Raw genomic sequence first — 17634 nt, 5'->3', positions numbered from 1 at the left:
CGGGGCACTCGAGGTCGCACGGATCGATGTGGGTCACCACGTGCGCCTTCCCCAAGGCCTGCTGGACCTCCTTTTCCAGGTGATCTGCGACCCGGTGGGCGTCTTCGAGCTTGTACTCCCGGCAGACGACGACGTGGAAATCGACGTGCTTCTCCGAACCCGCCCGGCGCGTCCTCAAGTCGTGGAAATCGACGATCAACGGGCGGTGTTCGTCGATGATCCGTCGCACCCTTTCCACGGTCTCCTCGGGAAGTCCGCGGTCCATGAGGTCCTGGATCGCCGAGAGAAACAGTTTCGCCGCGATGACCAGGATGTAGATGCCTACCAGGAGCGCCACTCCCGGGTCCAGCCAGGCCCAACCCGTGAACCGGAACACCAGGAGCGAACCGAGGATCCCCGCGTTCGTGTAGACATCGGTGGCAAAATGGACCGAGTCGGCCACCAGGGCGGAGGAGCCGGTCTCCTCCCCTGCCTTGCGGATCCGCCTCGAGATGTACCAGGAGGCCACAAGCGCAACCGCCATGACGGCGATGCCCTGGTCCGCGGATTCCGGGACCCTCCCCTCGATCAGCCGGTGGACGCCTTCCCGGATGACCCATCCGCCCGTGGCGGCGATGACCGTCGCCTGGAACGCGGTGGCGAGCGTCTCCACCTTCCCGTGCCCGTAGGGGTGGTCCGTGTCGGCGGGATCCATCGACTTCCGGATGGAGAGGAGGTTGACGGCGGACATGAAGATGTCGGCCAGGCTGTCGAAGGCCGACGAGAGGACACCGAGCGAGCCGGAGAGGACGCCGACGACGAACTTGGAAGAGGCCAGGGTGACGGCGCTGCCCAGGGAAAAAAAGGCGGTCCGGAGTCGTTTGCGGTCCGACTCTCCGCTGCGAGGAACATCGACCATGGTGCCCGCCGCGAGTCCTTGAGATCTTCGGTTGCGGGAATGGGACGCTCCATCGCACCGTACCGATCCCCGCTTGAATTGACAGGCTTGGAACTACTTTGCAAGAATAGCACATCACTTTCTCGGGGGGCGACCGTGGTCCAGAAAATGAAGAAGATCTGGATGGACGGCAAGCTCGTCGACTGGGACGACGCCCGCATCCACGTGCTGGCCCACACGCTGCACTACGGGGTCGGGGCGTTCGAGGGGATCCGCTGCTATAAGATCGAGGACGGAGCCTCGGCGGTCTTCCGGCTCAAGGAGCATGTCGACCGGCTCTTCGCCTCGGCGCACATCCTGACGCTGGATGTCCCCCACACCCCCGAGGAGATCTGCCAGGCCATCCGGAAGACGCTTCACGCCAACAGCCTCGTCGAAGGGTACATCCGTCCCATCGTATTCATCGGCGAAGGGGAGATGGGGCTTTTCGCGCGCACGAACCCCGTCCATGTGGCCATCGCCGTCTGGCCGTGGGGGTCGTACCTGGGAGACGAGGGACTCAAAAAAGGGATCCGCGCCAAGGTCTCCTCCTTCAACCGGCACCACGTCAACACGGCGATGACCAAGGGAAAGATCAACGGGTACTACGTCAACTCCGTTCTCGCCAAGTGGGAGGTGGTGAAAGCCGGCTACGACGAGGCGGTCCTGCTCGACACGGAAGGATACGTGGCCGAGGCATCGGGGGAGAACATCTTCATCGTCCGGAACGGAATCCTCCAGACCACGCCCCTCACCTCGATCCTGCCGGGGATCACGCGGGACTCCGTGCTCACGATCGCGCACAAGTTGGACCTCCCCGTGAAGGAAATGCGGTTCTCGAGGGACGAGATGTACATCGCCGAGGAGATGTTCTTTACCGGCACGGCGGCCGAGATCACTCCCGTGCGGGAAGTCGACGACCGGCGGGTGGGGACGGGGAAGCCGGGCCCGGTCACGAAGCAAATCCAGGAGAAGTTCTTCGACATCGTGCGCGGGAGAGACGCGCTGTTCCTGCATTGGCTGGACACCCTAAAGTGAGGCCCCTCGGGGGCACGCGGAAACTTGTTCCAAGAGCCGCGTCCGCCTTCTGCTAAAATCGAAGGATGCTTCGCGTCACCGAGATCTTCGCCAGTATCCAGGGGGAAACCTCGCACGTCGGGCTTCCCTTCGCCTTCGTGCGGCTGACCGGCTGCAACCTCCGGTGCCGGTACTGCGACACGACCTATGCCTATGACAGCGGGGAGGAGTTCTCCCTCCAGGAAGTCATCACGCGGGTGGAGGTTTTCGGTATCCCGCGGGTTACCGTCACCGGCGGGGAGCCGCTCCTCCAGCCCGAAGCCATCGATCTGGTCACGGCCTTCCTGGACCGGGGGTTCACCGTCCTCGTGGAGTCCAACGGCACGGTTCCGCTTGGCCCTCTCGACCCCCGTGCGGTCAAGGTCATGGACGTCAAGTGCCCCGGCTCGGGAGAGGTCCGGAAGATGCTCTGGGAAAACTTCTCCACGCTGACGCCCCACGACGAGGTCAAGTTCGTCATTGCCTCCGAGGAGGACTATCGATACGCCAAGGAAATCATGGCGAAATACTGCGTGAAGGCTCCGTTCACGGTCCTGCTGTCGCCCGCCTTCGGGTTCCTGGCGCCCGAAAAGCTCGCCGGGTGGATGGTGGGCGACGGGCTCACCGCCCGGTTCCAGCTCCAGCTCCACAGGCTCGTCTGGGGCCCCGACGCGAGAGGGGTATGACCGTTCCGCCCAAACCGAAAGGGGTCGTGCTCGTCAGCGGCGGGATGGACAGCCTCGTGCTGGCGGCCTTCACCCTGCGGGAGAGCGAGATCGCCCTCCTGCACGTGAATTACGGCCAGCCCACCCAGCGGAAGGAACTTGCCTGCTTCCACGCGATCGCCGACCACCTCAAGGTCAGGGACCGGCTGGTGGCCGACATCGGGTATCTGAAGGTGATCGGTGGCAGCGCCCTGACGGACCCCCGAATCGCCATCCCCCAGCCCGATCTTTCCCGCGACGGGGTTCCCGTAACCTACGTCCCCTTCCGCAACGCGCATTTCTTGTGCATCGCCGTGTCGTGGGCCGAGGTGATCGGGGCGAAAAACGTCTACATCGGGGCGGTGATGGCGGACTCCTCCGGCTATCCCGACTGCCGGCCCGAATTCTACGAAGCGATGAACGAGGCGATCCGCCTGGGGACAAAGGAGGGGAGCGGGATCGCCGTCCGGGCCCCGTTTGTCCGCCTGAGGAAGAAGGACCTCGTCCTGATGGGGAAATCCCTCGACGTTCCGTTCGGGCGCTCCTGGTCCTGTTACCGGGAAGGCGAGAAGGCGTGCGGCCGGTGCGACTCGTGCGCCCTGAGATTGCGGGCCTTCGCGGAGGCGGGCGTTTCCGACCCGATCGAGTATGAGCGAGAATCCGACCGGACAGGAGGTCCGGGCGCGGGCGGGGTCCGGCCCTCCTACTGAGCCGACGATGAAGCCCTTGACCCCCGGAACCGACATCAAGCAGCTCGCCCGCCGCATCTCGCAGGGTACGTTCCTTCTCCTGTTCCTCGTTCTCCTCGTAAAAACCGACTACGACGGGAAGAACGAGCTCGGCTATCCCGTCAAGATCTTCCTGGACGCCGACCTTCTCGTGTTTCTCACGTCCCTCGTCTCCGCCTGGAAACTCCCGGCGAGCCTGTTCCTCGCCCTGCTGTTCGTGCCGGTGACCCTGCTGTTCGGACGGGCGTTCTGCGGCTGGATCTGCCCGTTCGGGACGCTGCACCACGCCGTGAGTTTTACCGGCAGGAAGCTCGTCCCGGAGCGGGGAGTCAAAACCAGGGGGGCACGGTGGAAGTTCGCCGTGCTGATCTTCTTTTTCGGCGCAGCGCTGATGGGCATCCAGCTTTCCGGCCTGCTCGACCCGATCTCGTTCCTCATCCGGTCGCTCTCGTTGTCCGTCATGCCCGCCGTGAACGTTCTGCTGCGGGGGTTCCTCGACTGGGGGTTCCGCCTCCCCTGGCGGCCGGTCTCGGATCTCTTCGATGGCGCCTACACGTTCCTTCGGGACCACTTCCTTTCGTTTTTCCCGGCACGCTTCGACCAGGCGTTCCTATTCTTCGCTCTCTTCCTCCTGGTGCTCTCGCTCAACCGGCGCCGGACGCGCTTTTTCTGCCGCTTCGTCTGTCCGCTCGGCGGGCTGCTCGGGCTCTTTTCCCGCTCCTCGCTGATGCAGCTCTCGATGAACGAGAAGTGCACCCGTTGCATGAGCTGCCGCGACGTCTGCGCAGGCGGGGCCAACCCGCACACGGAAAAGAACTGGTCCCCCTCCGAGTGCGTAACCTGCTTCAACTGCACGGCGGCCTGCCCGGAAGGGGCGCTTCAGTGGAAATTCTCGTTCGCGCGGAGGACGGAGGACAAACTCGACCTCCACCGGCGCGCGGCGTTGACGGCCCTCGCCGCAGGTGTGGCGGCAACTGCGGTGATGAAAACCTCTCCCGCGGCGGCCCGTCCCGCCCCCGAACTGGTCCGTCCCCCCGGATCGCGGCCGGAGGACGACTTCCTCTCCCGGTGCGTCCGGTGCGGCGAGTGCATGAAGGTCTGCATCACGGGGGGGCTGCAGCCGACGCTGCTCTCGGCGGGATTCGAGGGGATCTGGACCCCCACGCTCGTATCGAAGATCGGCTACTGCGAATACAACTGCACGCTGTGCGGGCAGGTGTGCCCCACTTCCGCCATCCGGAAGCTCTCCCTGCCGGAGAAGCAGAAAACGGTCATCGGGCTGGCCTTCGTCGACCCGTCGCGCTGCATCCCCTTCGCGCAGGGGACCCCCTGCATCGTCTGCGAGGAACACTGTCCCACCCCGAAGAAGGCAATCGTCTTCACCGAACGCCCGGGAAAAGGAGGTCGCATCGTGCAGGTCCCCGTCGTCGTCGTGGAGTTGTGCATCGGGTGCGGCATCTGCGAGTACAAGTGCCCGGTGGTCGACCTCGCGGGGATCCGGGTAACCTCCGTCGGCGAAACGCGCAATCCGCAGAACCGGCTCCATCTGCCAACCGGACCCTTCGCATCGTAAATTTCTCGATTTTCCCTTTTCTCGATTTTCCCTTTGACAATTCCTCGCCCGGCCGATAGGATTCTTTCGCAAAACAGCCGGGGGGGAATTTTTTACTGAATCTTTTGCCCTTCCCGTCCGTTCTAATCAGCAGGAGAAGACAACGTGGCGCACTTTTATGAAAATAAGCGGGGGCGGCCCTCCAACTGGGAGGATGTCGGCGGCTTCAACGTCCAGCTGCTGATGGAAATCCGGAACGCGGTTCTGGACGTCGAGTCGGGGTCCGGTCCTCCGCCTGCCGTTCACGGTGTGCCGTTGGACTGGATTAAACGGCTCCCGTTATTCGACTTCCCCGACGACGAGATCGGTTAGCCGGGTAGCCCCAGAACCTTCAGGTAGACCTTCCGTATCCCTTCGGTTTCCTTCCGGTACCGTTCCATCACCGCGGGGCTGAATCCCGCGGGGTCGAACTGCTCGATGGAGGCGTCGTGGGAAAGGCGCAGCTTGATCTCCAGGGCGCGGAGGAACCGGTATCCGCCGTCCAGCGCCTGGAACTCCTCCACGGTGAGGATGCCCGCCCGCATCAGCTCATAGAGGACCTTGAACGTCGAACGGGAACGGAGGACGGGAATCTTCGGGGCGTGCAGCAATTGCAGGTATTGCGTGGCGAACTCCACGTCGACGACCCCGCCCCGGCCCACCTTGAGGTTCAGCCGATCGGTCCGCTCCCGTCCCAGCTCCACCTCCATCCGCATCCGGAGACGGTGGATCTCCACCGCCGCACCGGCGGGGAGCGGCCGGTCGTAGATGAACCGGGCCACCTTCTTCTCCACGTCCTTCCCGAACTCGCGGTCCCCCGCCACGAAGCGGCACTTGAGCAGCGCCTGGCGCTCCCACAGATGGGCGGAATTCTCGTGGTACGTCTCGAACGCGGCCAGCGAGGAGACCAGCGGCCCGGCGTTGCCGGAGGGGCGAAGCCGGGTGTCGAGCTTGTAGACGTACCCCTCCCGTGTCACCGTGGTGAGAAGCGTGATCAGCCGCTGGGCCACCTTCGCGAAATACTCGTGGTTGGTCACCTTCCGGAAGTCCGACGGGTCGGCATCCGGCGCGGGCACGGTTTCCCCCGCTCCGGAGTAGAGGAAGATGATATCCAGGTCGCTGTGGTACGACAGCTCCTCCGCCCCGAGCTTTCCCATCCCCAGCACGCAGAAACGGGACTCCTCTCCGCCCGCGTTCCCTGCGACCGTGGGGACGCCGAACCGCCGCGACACCTCGCGTCGGGCGAGGGAGAGCGCGTAAGAGAGCAGGACCTCCGCCAGGGCGGAATGCTGGTACATCCCCTCCTCGAGGGAGAGGTTGCCCGCCAGGTCGTGGGTCCCGATCCGCAAGGTCTCCAGGTTCTTGAACCGGCGCAGCTCGTCCATCTCCTGCTCGAAGTCCGTGCAGGCGACCAGGATCTCGCCCAGCTCCCTGCGCAGCTCGATCTTCGTCTTTACGACGGCGGCCAGGTCCTGCTTGAGGAAGGTGTCCAATAGCTCCGGGTGGCGCAGGAGATAACCGGACAGGAAGCGGCTGCTTCCGAACAGCCGGGCAAGCGCGTCGATGACCCGGGGGTTCTCGAAGAGCATGGCGTAGAACATCGTCCGCGCGCCGATCGCCGCCAGGAAGCGCTCGGTGTGGGCAAGCGCCATGTCCGGGTCCGGCGTGCGGATCACGCGGGCGAGCACCGCGGGGGCGATCTTCTCCAGGTACCGCCTTGCCCGGGCGGGAAGGCGCACGAACGCGGGGCCTTCCCGGAGGGAGGCCAGATTCCTGCAGGCCGCTTCGGGATCGGAAAACCCCAGCGTCTTGAGCCGGGAGGCCGCCTCCTCTTCCTCGAGCTCCGGGAAAAACAGCGCCTGGACGTCGAGGGGAACGTCGGAGGGAACCTCCTCCGCAACTCCCCGGAAGAGCCGCCCGTAGATCGTGCGGACGTTCCCGGTGTGCCGGTCCAGGGCCGAAAGAAGCGCCTCTCCCCCGGGGAGCCCCATCGTCCGGGCCAGACGCTGGAGATCCTCTTCCCTCTGGGGGAGGACGTGAGTCTGCCGCTCCTGGTGGACCTGGATCCGGTGTTCCAGCGATCGCAGGAAGGCGTACGCCTCCCCGAGGGAGACGTGCTCCTCTTCGGAGATGATCCCCTGCTGCGCCAGCGCCGAAAGCGCCGAAAGGGTCCCGCGGACGCGGAGCGCCTTGTTCTTCCCCCCATAGATCAGCTGGTGGGCCTGTGCGAAAAACTCGATCTCCCGGACCCCCCCGACGCCCAGCTTCAGGTCCCTGTCGCCCCTGCGGGCGCGCGTCGATGCAAGGTGGATCCGCTCCTTCATCTCCTGGATCTCTTCGATGGAGGTAAAATCAAGGTATTTCCGGTACACGAACGGAAAAATGGTCCGCAGAAACTCCTCGCCCACGGCGAGGTCTCCCGCGACGGGCCGGGCCTTGATCAGCGCCGCCCGCTCCCACGTCTGGCCCCAGGACTCGTAATGGATCTCGGCGGAGCGGAGGGAGTTCGCAAGATCCCCTTTGATCCCTTCGGGGCGAAGCCGCAGGTCCACACGGAAGACGAAGCCGTCCTCCGTGATTTCGGAGACGATGCGGGTGACCATCTCCGAGAGGCGGACGAAGTACTGATGAAGGGTGATCGGCTTCCCTTCCTTGCCGCCGTCCGTCATCCCTGCGTCGGTTTCGTAGAGGTAGAGGAGGTCGATGTCGGAGCTGAAGTTGAGCTCGAAGGCGCCAAGCTTCCCCATCCCCATGACGACGAAGCCGCACTCCCTGCCGTTCCCCCCGTCGACCCGAGGCACCCCGTACCGCTCCGTGAGTTGGCGGCGGGCGAACTCCAACGCGCCGGACAGGGCCGACGCCGCGAGCGCCGAGAGGTCCTCCGTCACCTCGGCCAGGGGGGCAAGCCCCGCGAGGTCGCGCGCGGCGATCCGCGCCACCTCGCGCAGCTTGATGCGGCGAAGGGCGGCCTTGACTTCTGCTTCCGTCCCGGATTGGCGCGCCGCTCCAACCGCCTCGGCAAGAAGCTCCTCGCCGGGAACCCGGTGCCGGAACCCTTCCTCCAGGAAGAGAAACGAGAAGATTTCCCGCCGCCTCGCGATCTGGTCTGCGAGAAACTCGGATCCCCCGAGGAGCGCGCCCAGCACCGGCAGCCCCGCCGGGCGGGACAGGACGCACGACAGGTCCTCCGGGGACAGGGAGTCGGCCAGCTTGGAGAGGTTGAGAAGAAATGCCAGCGGGTCCGGGGCGGTCGAGGCCCCTTCCCATACGCCGTCCAGCTTCGCCTCTCCCCACCCGAGCCGCTTCCGGATGTCCTCGACCAGCGGCAGGGCGCGCGCGGTGTTCTCCACGCCGAGCGCCATCAGCCGGTCGAGAAGGGAGCGAGGAGCGGATCCGGGTGGGCCTGCCGGGGATTTCACCGAAAGAGTTCCCGGATGGCGCGGAAGAGCGGAGGGCGCAGGACCCCCTTCTCGGTCGCGATAGCGGAAACGTAACGCGCCGGCGTGACGTCGAAGGCCGGGTTGCAGACGGTCACCCCTTCCGGGGCGACCCGTCTCCCCATCAGGTGGGTCACTTCCCTCCCGTCGCGCTCTTCGATGGGGATCTCCTTCCCCGTGCGGATCGCCGGGTCGATCGTGGAACAGGGAGCCGCCACGTAGAAGGGGATCTTGTGGACCCGGCACAGGACCGCCACACCGTAGGTGCCGATCTTGTTCGCCACGTCGCCGTTGCGGGCGATCCGGTCCGCGCCTACGATCGCCGCCTGGATCTTCCCGTCCCCCATCAGTTTCGCCGCCATGTTGTCGGTGATGAGCGTGCAGGGGATCCGGTCCTTCATGAGCTCCCAAGCGGTGAGCCTTGCCCCCTGCAGGAAGGGCCGCGTCTCGTCGACGTAGACGTGGATCCTCTTGCCCGCGGCCACCGCCGCCCGGATCACCCCGAGGGCCGTCCCGTAGCCGGCGGTCGCAAGCGCCCCCGCGTTGCAGTGAGTGAGCACCGAGGTTCCGGAGAAGAAGAGCTTCGCCCCGTGCGCCCCCATCCGGCGGTTGGCTTCCACGTCTTCCTCGCAGATAGCGACGGCCTCCCGCTCCAGCCGGCACCTCGCCTCCCGCGGATCGTCCGGCAGCGCCGACGCCGCCCTGCGCATCCGCTCGATCGCCCAGAAGAGGTTGACGGCGGTGGGCCGCGTCGCGCCGAGCATCTCCGCTGCCTCCCGGAACGCTTCCCTCCACGGGCGATTCGCCCTGTCGTCCGCCCGCACCGAGAGCACCAGCCCGAAGGCCGCCGCCACGCCGATCGCCGGCGCCCCGCGGACCACCATCGTCCGGATGGCATCGGCGACGCCTGCGGCGTCCGTGTAGCGCAGGACCGATTCCTTTTCGGGAAGAATGCGCTGGTCCAGGAGGAGCAGGGCGTCCCGGGTCCACTCCAGGGTGCGAAACGGCAAGGTCACTCCTCTTCCCTGCGGGAATGAAAGCGGGCCACCCGGTCGAGGACCCTCTTCCGGAGCTCGCGCGGGGAGCGGCAGGCCGCAAGGACCTCTCCTCTCCTCATCGCAAGCAGGAGCAGGCCTTCCATCCCGGCGCCGCAGGCACACCGCGGTTTCGCTGCGGACTCCGGGACGACCTTCCGCGAGGAGCAGGACGGGCAGGAGACGACCTGCTTTCCCCCAGAATGCTTTCCCCGCTTGGCGAACGGGACGCCCTCCACTTCGACGATATCCAGCGCGAAATCGATGGTCGGGGCGTTGCTGATGCACGTCCCGACGCCGAAACCGTCCGCCACGTCGAGAAGGTCCCGGATGTCCTCCTCGCCCAGTCCGCCGGAGGCCAGGATGCGGACGTGGTCGAATCCCCGGAGGTCGAGCTCCCAACGGACTTCCTGGATGAGCCTGCGGAAATTTCCGCGGCGGGATGCGGGGGTATCCAGCCGGACGGCGGCGAGCTTTTTCCCCAGGGTCTCCGCCGCGCGGACCGCCTCGAACTTCTCGTCCTGGAGCGTGTCGACCAGGCAGACGCGCGGGACCGCCGGATCCACGGCGTCGTCGAAAGCGCGCAATGCGGCAACCGTGTCCCCGAGCACAAGGATGAGCGCGTGGGGCATCGTGCCGACGGGCGACTCGCCCAGATACTCGGCGCTGCGGATGACCGACACCGCGTCGATCCCGCCGATGAAGGCGTTCCGGTCGATGATCGTGGAAAGAACCGGGTGCATCCGGCGCGCGCCGAAGCTCAAGACCGTCTTCTCACCGGCCAGATGCTTGATCCGGGACGCCTTGGTGGCCACCCCCGAGGCCTGGCAGAGGATGCCGAGCATCGCGGTCTCCATCTCGCAGAACGCGCCGTAAGGCCCTTCGACGGAAAGGACCGGCTCTCCCGTGAAGAAGAGCGACCCCTCCTCCATCGCCCGGACGTCGACCTCCTGCCCGGAGAAGAGCGGGAGCATCTCGTCCATTCCGGTCAGGATCCCGTAGTCGTACCCCGCCGGGAATCGCTTGACGAACGCTTCGGCCTTCACATGGGCGCGGTCCTTCCCCACCTTCCGGAGGACCTCCATGGTATGGCGGAAATAGACGTCGGTCGTGTCCCCTCGCCGAATCTCTTCCCAGCTGGGGATAGGGTCCAATCGCTCCTCCCTCTCGAGGGTTATTCCCGGCGGCGGATCACCCGCACGCCCAGGACCTTCTCCATCTGATCGAGCGCGAAGGCATGCGTCTTCGGGTCGAGCCCCGCCACGAGCGTTTCGTCGACGGTCACGTCGTAGCCGCGCATGGCGGCGTCGGCCGCGGTGTAGAGGATGCAGATGTTGGTGACGCAGCCGGAAAGCGAGATCTCCCGGACCCCGTACCGGCGCAGGACGGACTGGAGCGAGGTCCGGTGGAACCCCGAGTACGTCTTCTTGTCCACGACGACATCCCCGGGCTCCGGGGAGATCGCCGCCACGACAGCGGCTCCGGGCGTTCCGGCGACGGCATGGGGAGGCCATCCCATGCGCGCGAATTCGGGATCGTGCCGAAGGTGGGAGTCGCACACGTAAACCACCCGCTCCCCTGCTTTTCGCGCCCGGGCGATTCGGCGGCGCACCGCGGGCAGGATCTTCCGCGTTTCCGGCACCTCCAGCGGCGCCCCGGCACGGACGAAATCCTCCAGCATGTCGATGACGAGAAGCGCGCGATCCGAAGGAGCCATCCCCGTCCCTCCTTCCTCTCCCCCGGCAACGGCCGGCTTTGTCCACACCCTGATTTTACCACCGGCAACCCGGAAGGACCCCGACCCCGGTCCCCCTAACCGAGCTTCTTCTTGAGCACCTCTTGCACGATCTTGGGGTTGGCCTTGCCCCTGGTCTCCTTCATCACCTGCCCGACGAAGAAGGAAAGAAGCCCGGACTTCCCGTTGCGGTAGCTCTCCACCTCTTTGGGGTTTGCCGCGATGACCTTCGCGACGGTTTCCTCGAGCGCCCCCGCATCGGAGACCTGGGTCAGACCCATCTCGTCGCGGAGCCGGCGGATCGGCGTCCCGGTCCGGATCGCCAGCTCGACCAGCGTCTTGGAGGCCGTGGCCGAGATCGCTCCGGTCTCCCGGTCTTCCACGGCGTGGGCGACCGTCTCCGGGGAGAGCTTGCAGGTGGCGATGGCGTCCTTCCAGTGGATGCACTCGTTGGCGGTGACCTTGGGGTTGGCGCCGTACACGGCCGCCGAAGCCTCGAAAAAATCGGCCAGCGGGCGGGAGGAGGAAAGCAGCCCGGCGTCGTACCGGGGGATCCCGTACGTTTTGACGAAGCGGGCGATCTTCTCCCCCGGCAGCTCGGGAATCGTTTTGCGCAGTTTCTCCACCCACGCGTCGTCCACGATCAGGGGGAGAAGGTCGGGGTCGGGGAAGTACCGGTAGTCGTGGGCCTCTTCCTTCCCGCGCATCGGGATCGTGACGCCGGCTGCGGCGTCCCACAACCGCGTCTCCTGGTTCACTTTCCCTCCGTCCTCGATCTGCTCGCTCTGGCGGCGGATTTCATGCTCGATGGCTTTTTCAACGTTCCGGAAGGAGTTCATGTTCTTGAGTTCAGCCCTGGTCCCGAACTCCGTTTGCCCTTTCGGACGGACGGAGACGTTGGCGTCGCAGCGGAAGGAGCCCTCCTCCATGTTCCCGTCGCACACTTCCAGGTAGACCAGGATGTCCCGCAGGCGGCGCAGATAGGCCCCCGCCTCCTCCGGCGACCGCAGGTCGGGCTCGGAGACGATCTCCATGAGCGGAACGGAGCAGCGGTTGAGATCCGCAAGGGAGGCCTGCGCCCCCGCGAACTCGCCCTCGTGGACGAGCTTCCCGGCATCCTCCTCCATGTGGATCCGCGTGATGCCGATCCGTTTCGCCGCGCCGTCGACCTCGATGTCGATGTGTCCGGCCAGGGCCAGCGGCAGTTCGTACTGGGAGATCTGGTACGCCTTCGGCAGGTCGGGGTAAAAATAGTTCTTCCGGGCGAAGACGCTCTTTTTCTGAACCGCGCACGAGGTGGCGAGAGCGGTCCGGATGGCGAACTCGACCACCCTGCGGTTGAGGACCGGGAGAACCCCCGGCATGCCGGTGCACACCGGGCAGGTGTTCTCGTTTTGCGGCGCCCCGAAGCCGGCGGAGCAGGCGCAGAAGATCTTGCTCCGCGTGGACAGCTGGGCGTGGACCTCCAGCCCGATGACCGCTTCGAACTCCATCGCTCTCATTCCCCTTCGAGCGGGGCCAGCCGCGGGAGCGGGAGGGCGCGCTCGATCGCCGCGGCGGCCGTGAACAGGGTCTCCTCCCGGAAAAGATTCCCCAACAGCTGGGCGCCGATCGGCAGCCCTTCCGCGGACATCCCGCACGGCACCGAGATCCCCGGGATCCCGGCGAGGTTGCACGGGATCGTGAAGATGTCGGAGAGGTACATCGTCAGCGGGTCGCCCATCTTCTCCCCGAGGCGGAAGGCCGGCGTGGGCGCCGTGGGGGTAAGGATCGCGTCCACTTTCGAGAACGCCGCCTCGAAGTCCCGGCGGATGAGCGTCCGGACCTTCTGTGCCTTGCCGTAATAGGCCTCGTAATATCCGGCGGACAGCGCGTAGGTCCCGATCATGATGCGGCGCTTCACCTCCGCGCCGAATGCCTCCGCCCGCGTCTTCGACATCATCTCGATCAGCCCCCCCTCGCTCGTGGCGCGGTAGCCGTACCGCACGCCGTCGTACCGGGCGAGGTTGGAGGAGGCTTCCGCCGGCGCGAGGATGTAGTAGGCCGACAGGGCGAACGCCGTGTGGGGAAGGGAGATCCCCACCGCCTGCGCACCCTGGGACACGAGCGCGGCGAGCGTCTTTTCCACGGCGGCCGTAACCGATGGGTCGAGCCCTCCCCCCTCGAAATACTCCCGTGGGAGCCCCACCTTAAGCCCCCTGACGTCCTTCTGCGTCGCCGCCAGGAAGTCCGGCACGGGGAGGTCGACCGAGGTGGAGTCCCTGCGGTCGTGCCCCGCGATGATGCCCAGCATCGCCGCCGCATCCGGAACGGTGCGGGCTACGGGTCCGCCCTGGTCCAGGGAGGATGCGAAGGCGATCATCCCGTACCGGGATACGCGCCCGTAGGTGGGCTTGATCCCGACGACCCCGCACAATGATGCCGGCTGGCGGATCGAGCCGCCGGTGTCGGTCCCCACACCCGCAAAGCACAGGCCCGCTGCCACCGCCGCCGCCGTCCCCCCGGAGGAGCCGCCCGGGATCCGGTCCGGCGCCCAGGGGTTCCGCGTCGGCCCGAAGTGGGAGGTTTCCGTGGAGGAGCCCATTGCGAACTCGTCCATGTTCTGCTTTCCCAGGAGGACCGCGCCGGAGGCGGCAATTTTCTCCGTAACCGCGGCGTCGTACGGGGGGAGGAAGTTGTGCAGGATCCGGCTTCCGCACGTGGTCCGGATCCCGCGGGTGCAGAAGATGTCCTTCAGGCCCACGGGGACCCCGTGCAGTGGTCCCAGCGTACTTCCCCCGGCCTGCGCCTCGTCGCACGCCAGGGCATCCTTCATCGCCTTCTCCGGAAGGACGGTGATGTACGCGTTGATCCTCGGGTTTGCCCGCTCGATCCGGTCGAGGAGCACGCGGGTCAGCTCGCGGGAGGAGACCTCCTTGGAGCGGACCTTCGCCGCTGCCTCGAGGAGTGTCCATTCGTGCATTCTAGTCCTCGATGATGCGCGGCACGCGGAAGAAGTCGTCGACGCGGTCGGGGGCGTTTGCCAGGATCGCCTCCTTGTCGCCGAACGGGCGGACGGAATCGTCCCGGAACGGCGTGCCCATTTCCACGGCATGGGAGGTGGGGACGACGTTCCTGGTGTCGAGGGTGTCCAGCTGACGGATGTAATCGAGGAGGTTTCCGAGCTGGTCCCGGAGCCGGTCCACCTCGGCCTCCGAGAGGGCGAGCCTGGCCAGCCTCGCCACGTGGAATACCTCTTCCCGCGTGATCGCCATCGGAATCCCCCGGCTGAAGCGGTTGGACGCTGCCTTTTCAAGAAAAGGACGGGGCGGCTTTCCCGCCCCGCGTTTTTTAAATCTATCATAGAATCGCGGGGGGGTGGACACTCCTTCAAGGAGGTATGATGGACGCGTGGCTACCTGCACCTACTTTGCGACGACTTCGAAGGGACTCGAGGAGGTTCTCGCCGAGGAGATCACGGGGCTGGGTGGAAAGCACGTCTCGGCCGTCACCGGCGGCGTATCCTTCTCCGGCAGCCGCGAACTCTGCTATCGGGCGAACCTGTGGCTGCGGACCGCCAACCGGGTCCTGCTGACCCTCTCCGAATTCCCCGCACCCACCCCGGAGGCGCTTTATGAGGGGGTGAAGGCCGTCCCCTGGCCCGACCTCTTCTCCGTCCGCAGGAAGATCGCGGTCGAGGCCGCGGTGCGCGAATCGGGACTGACCCACTCCCACTACGCCGCGCAGAAAGCCAAGGACGCCGTCGTCGACCGGTTCCGGGAGGCGGGCGGCGCGCGTCCCGACGTCGACCCCGCCGCTCCCGAGGTGCGGGTCCACCTTCGGATCCTGCGGGACGACTGCACCCTCTCGCTGGACACCTCCGGGGATAGCCTCAACCGGCGGGGGTACCGCGCCGAGCCGGTGGAGGCGTCGCTTCGGGAAACCCTTGCGGCGGGGATCGTCCTGTTGTCCGGTTGGGACGGGCATCTGCCGCTTGCCGACCCGGCGTGCGGGGCGGGGACGATTCTCATCGAGGCGGCCCTCATCGCCACCCGCACCGCCCCCGGATTGCTGCGGGCCTCGTTCGGGTTCCAGAACCTCTCCGATTACCGGCCGAAACAGTGGGCGTCGCTGGTCGCCGAAGCCGGGGATGCGGTCCACCGGAGCGGGATCGGCCGGATCGAGGGGAGCGACATTTCCGTCGAAGCGATCCGGGGAGCGGGGCGCAACGCGAAAAAGGCGGGGATCCCGGATCTCCTCTCGTTCCGCGTCTGCGACATTCGCGATTTTTCCCCGGGGAAACCGCCGGGCGTCATCCTCTGCAACCCGCCGTACGGCCTCCGCATGGCCGGGGAAGGGGAAGAGGTCGCGGCCTTCTACAGGGCGATGGGCGAGGCGCTGAAAAAACGGTGCGCTGGGTGGACAGCCTATATCCTGTCGGGGAATCCGGCCGCCACGCGGTACATCGGCCTCAAGGCTTCCCGCCGGTTCCCGCTCATGAACGGCCCGATCGACTGCCGGCTGCTCCAGTACGGACTGTACTGAAATATTCGTGGTTGCGAATCTAGGAGATCCTCGGTAGAATGGGGATCTGCTTGGGCCCATGGACGGTCGTCGGCCTGTCACCCGGTCTTCCCCTGGCACGCGGGGGGGTCCCCATGTTCGCAACCGCCTGCAAGCTGGCCTCACGCTACACCTATCCCGTCATCATGGCGCGCCGCCACTTCGACCGGACGACCAAATGGGGGTGTGCCGCCTTCGTCGTCCTCAACGAACAGGGGTGGATTGCGACCGCGGCCCACCTGCTTGCCGCGGAGGACGCCCTCCAGCGGAGTTGCCGGGAGATTTCCGACTATTCCGGGAAGATCCTCGCCATCCGGCAGGATCCGCGGCTCACCTGCCAGAAAAAGCGGCAGAAGATCTCCCGGCTGAAAGCCAATCCGAAATGGGTCACGAACGTCACGTTCTGGTGGGGGTGCGACGGAATCCATTTGAGGGAGATCCGACTGCTTCCCGAGGCGGACCTGGCCGTCGGCCGGCTGGAACCGTTCGATCCCGAGAGGTTTCGGCCGTTCCCGGTCGTCAAGGATCCCGTATCCCTTGATGTCGGAACGACCCTATGCAAGCTCGGATACCCGTTCCAGCGGATCAAGGTTTCGTACGACGAATCCGGCGGAGAGTTCCGGTTTGCGACGGGACCCCTGCCGCTTGCAGGGTTTCCGACGGAGGGGATCTACACGAGGACGCTGTCCGCCGGGAAGTCCTCCGACGGCCGGTACGATATCAAATTCCTCGAAACCTCCTCCCCGGGGATAACAGGCCAGAGCGGTGGACCCCTCTTCGACTCGCGCGGGACCCTATGGGGGGTCCAGAGCCGGACGGACATGCACTCGATCCGCATTCTCGCCAGAACGCCGGGCAAGGCGCGGTCCGAAGACGAGGTCCTGTCGCTGAACCTCGGCGTGGCGATCCATCCCGAGCTGCTCGTGAGCTATCTTACGGACAACGGAATCCCTTTCCGGCGGTCGGATTACTGACAAACCTTTAGAAGGATGGACGATATGGAACGGGAGGTTCGTCTCGTCCCGATCGGGGTCGTCCGCTCGGCGGTCAAGTCGCTCGAGGAGGCGCCGAAGCAGGGGGCGGTTTCCGGGACCGAGGCCGAGGTCGTCGTCTACCCGGAGTACGCGGAGGGGCTCGATGGGCTCGAACGGCGGGTCCTTCGGACCGGCGGGCCGGCGCCGGAGGGCGGGCATGGAGGGCCTACAGGCAAGATCATCGTCCTGTGCTGGATGCACAAGGCGGATCGAGGACTGATGAAGGTCCACCCGCGCGGAGAGGAGGACCTCCCGAAGCGGGGCGTCTTCTCCACCCGTTCCCCGCACCGCCCGAACCCGATCTCGCTCCACACCGTGGAGCTGCTAGAGATCGAGGGGAACGTGCTTCGGGTCCGTGGCATGGACGCGATCGACGGCACGCCGGTCGTCGACATCAAGCCGCACTCGCCCGAACTGGACGGTTAAACCGCCGGAAGACCTTCAGGCGCGGCCGGGCTTCTGCACGCCGAAGCGGGAGAGCACTGCGTCCAGGCGCCGCCTCCCGGAGGCCGCCTCGTCGAAGGGGTCCTCCTTCAGCCGGTGGGGAAGAGACAGGCGGAAGGCGTCCGCCAGGCACTCCTCATCCGGTGGTGTGACCCCCTTGATCGCGGCCAGCGCCTTGGCGCACTTGAGGATCGTGATGTCCCCCCGATGCCCGGCGACCCCCAGGTCGGCGACCACCTCCACCACGGCTCCCAGAATGTGGTCCGGAACCTCGATGGAGGGAAGTCTCCCCCTGGCTTCGACAAGCCGATCCCGGAGCGCCTCGTCCTCGCGGGTCCACCGGTGCCAAAACTCCGGGGCGTCCCGCTCGAACGCCAGCACCCGCTCCACGATCTGACGCCGCAACTCCAGAT

Annotated in this window: 16 protein-coding genes and 1 pseudogene; 8 read left to right on the top strand and 9 right to left on the bottom strand. The window is 66.1% G+C overall.

Translation table 11 applies throughout. The annotated features are described in order from the left end of the window. Positions 1–898: hypothetical protein (locus tag A2Z13_10060; protein ID OGP77931.1), on the bottom strand; the 898-nt coding region annotated here is incomplete at its 3' end. 135 nt (positions 899–1033) lie between these two features. Between A2Z13_10060 and A2Z13_10055 the strand changes: the two genes are divergently transcribed. The 5 genes from A2Z13_10055 to A2Z13_10035 all read left to right on the top strand — a co-directional run bounded on the left by A2Z13_10055 (position 1034) and on the right by A2Z13_10035 (position 5328). Then, entirely contained in the window at positions 1034–1954 is a 921-nt protein-coding gene (locus tag A2Z13_10055; GenBank protein OGP77930.1) for a branched chain amino acid aminotransferase, read from the top strand. A 65-nt stretch (positions 1955–2019) separates the two neighbouring features. Then, complete coding sequence (locus A2Z13_10050; protein OGP77929.1) at positions 2020–2658, top strand: hypothetical protein; 639 nt, start codon at positions 2020–2022, stop codon at positions 2656–2658. Continuing rightward, positions 2655–3386 carry a 7-cyano-7-deazaguanine synthase QueC gene (locus A2Z13_10045; protein ID OGP77928.1) on the top strand — a complete coding sequence of 244 codons (732 nt, stop codon included), beginning with the start codon at positions 2655–2657 and terminating at the stop codon, positions 3384–3386. Before A2Z13_10050 ends, A2Z13_10045 begins: the two co-directional genes overlap by 4 nt. 34 nt (positions 3387–3420) lie before the next feature. Continuing rightward, entirely contained in the window at positions 3421–4977 is a 1557-nt protein-coding gene (locus A2Z13_10040; GenBank protein ID OGP77932.1) for a hypothetical protein, read from the top strand. A 144-nt stretch (positions 4978–5121) separates the two neighbouring features. Next, positions 5122–5328: a hypothetical protein gene (locus tag A2Z13_10035; protein ID OGP77927.1), complete on the top strand. Its 207-nt coding sequence runs from the start codon at positions 5122–5124 to the stop codon at positions 5326–5328. Here the strand turns inward: A2Z13_10035 and A2Z13_10030 are convergent. The 7 genes from A2Z13_10030 to A2Z13_10000 form a co-directional block, all read right to left on the bottom strand. Then, positions 5325–8414 (bottom strand): hypothetical protein, encoded by a 3090-nt coding sequence (locus A2Z13_10030; GenBank protein ID OGP77926.1) that lies wholly within the window; start codon positions 8412–8414, stop codon positions 5325–5327. The genes A2Z13_10035 and A2Z13_10030 overlap by 4 nt on opposite strands. Then, entirely contained in the window at positions 8411–9442 is a 1032-nt protein-coding gene (locus tag A2Z13_10025; protein OGP77925.1) for an S-methyl-5-thioribose-1-phosphate isomerase, read from the bottom strand. Before A2Z13_10025 ends, A2Z13_10030 begins: the two co-directional genes overlap by 4 nt. A 2-nt stretch (positions 9443–9444) precedes the next feature. Continuing rightward, positions 9445–10620 carry a nicotinate phosphoribosyltransferase gene (locus A2Z13_10020; GenBank protein ID OGP77924.1) on the bottom strand — a complete coding sequence of 392 codons (1176 nt, stop codon included), beginning with the start codon at positions 10618–10620 and terminating at the stop codon, positions 9445–9447. Between the two features lie 20 nt (positions 10621–10640). Then, positions 10641–11183, bottom strand: a complete 543-nt coding sequence (locus tag A2Z13_10015; protein OGP77923.1) for a nicotinamidase — start codon at positions 11181–11183, stop codon at positions 10641–10643. Between the two features lie 95 nt (positions 11184–11278). Further along, positions 11279–12694 carry an aspartyl/glutamyl-tRNA amidotransferase subunit B gene (locus tag A2Z13_10010; GenBank protein ID OGP77922.1) on the bottom strand — a complete coding sequence of 472 codons (1416 nt, stop codon included), beginning with the start codon at positions 12692–12694 and terminating at the stop codon, positions 11279–11281. 5 nt (positions 12695–12699) lie between these two features. Beyond that, positions 12700–14163, bottom strand: coding sequence for an aspartyl/glutamyl-tRNA amidotransferase subunit A (gene gatA, locus A2Z13_10005; protein ID OGP77921.1), 1464 nt, complete (start codon positions 14161–14163; stop codon positions 12700–12702). A 1-nt stretch (position 14164) separates the two neighbouring features. Continuing rightward, complete coding sequence (locus A2Z13_10000; protein ID OGP77920.1) at positions 14165–14455, bottom strand: asparaginyl/glutamyl-tRNA amidotransferase subunit C; 291 nt, start codon at positions 14453–14455, stop codon at positions 14165–14167. Between the two features lie 103 nt (positions 14456–14558). On the opposite strand from A2Z13_10000, the gene A2Z13_09995 reads away from it, so the two are divergent. The 3 genes from A2Z13_09995 to A2Z13_09985 all read left to right on the top strand — a co-directional run bounded on the left by A2Z13_09995 (position 14559) and on the right by A2Z13_09985 (position 17203). Then, positions 14559–15725, top strand: a complete 1167-nt coding sequence (locus tag A2Z13_09995) for a hypothetical protein (protein ID OGP77919.1) — start codon at positions 14559–14561, stop codon at positions 15723–15725. 113 nt (positions 15726–15838) lie between these two features. Further along, entirely contained in the window at positions 15839–16717 is an 879-nt protein-coding gene (locus A2Z13_09990; GenBank protein ID OGP77918.1) for a hypothetical protein, read from the top strand. A 15-nt stretch (positions 16718–16732) separates the two neighbouring features. Next, entirely contained in the window at positions 16733–17203 is a 471-nt protein-coding gene (locus tag A2Z13_09985; protein OGP77917.1) for a tRNA (N6-threonylcarbamoyladenosine(37)-N6)-methyltransferase TrmO, read from the top strand. 15 nt (positions 17204–17218) lie between these two features. Here A2Z13_09985 and A2Z13_09980 read toward each other — a convergent pair. Beyond that, positions 17219–17634: pseudogene (locus A2Z13_09980) on the bottom strand (hypothetical protein).

The sequence above is a fragment of the Deltaproteobacteria bacterium RBG_16_64_85 genome (assembly GCA_001798885.1).
GTDB lineage: Bacteria > Desulfobacterota > Deferrimicrobia > Deferrimicrobiales > Deferrimicrobiaceae > FEB-35.
Note: the sequence above shows the minus strand (reverse complement) of the source record. Positions and strands in the feature narration are given on the sequence as shown.

Coding starts and splice junctions, on each gene's coding strand:
- A2Z13_10050 (OGP77929.1), top strand. CDS start 2,020: ATGCTTCGCGTCACCGAGATCTTCGCCAGTATCCAGGGGGAAACCTCG.
- A2Z13_10045 (OGP77928.1), top strand. CDS start 2,655: ATGACCGTTCCGCCCAAACCGAAAGGGGTCGTGCTCGTCAGCGGCGGG.
- A2Z13_10015 (OGP77923.1), bottom strand. CDS start 11,183: ATGGCTCCTTCGGATCGCGCGCTTCTCGTCATCGACATGCTGGAGGAT.
- A2Z13_10010 (OGP77922.1), bottom strand. CDS start 12,694: ATGGAGTTCGAAGCGGTCATCGGGCTGGAGGTCCACGCCCAGCTGTCC.
- gatA (OGP77921.1), bottom strand. CDS start 14,163: ATGCACGAATGGACACTCCTCGAGGCAGCGGCGAAGGTCCGCTCCAAG.
- A2Z13_10000 (OGP77920.1), bottom strand. CDS start 14,455: ATGGCGATCACGCGGGAAGAGGTATTCCACGTGGCGAGGCTGGCCAGG.
- A2Z13_09990 (OGP77918.1), top strand. CDS start 15,839: ATGTTCGCAACCGCCTGCAAGCTGGCCTCACGCTACACCTATCCCGTC.
- A2Z13_09985 (OGP77917.1), top strand. CDS start 16,733: ATGGACGATATGGAACGGGAGGTTCGTCTCGTCCCGATCGGGGTCGTC.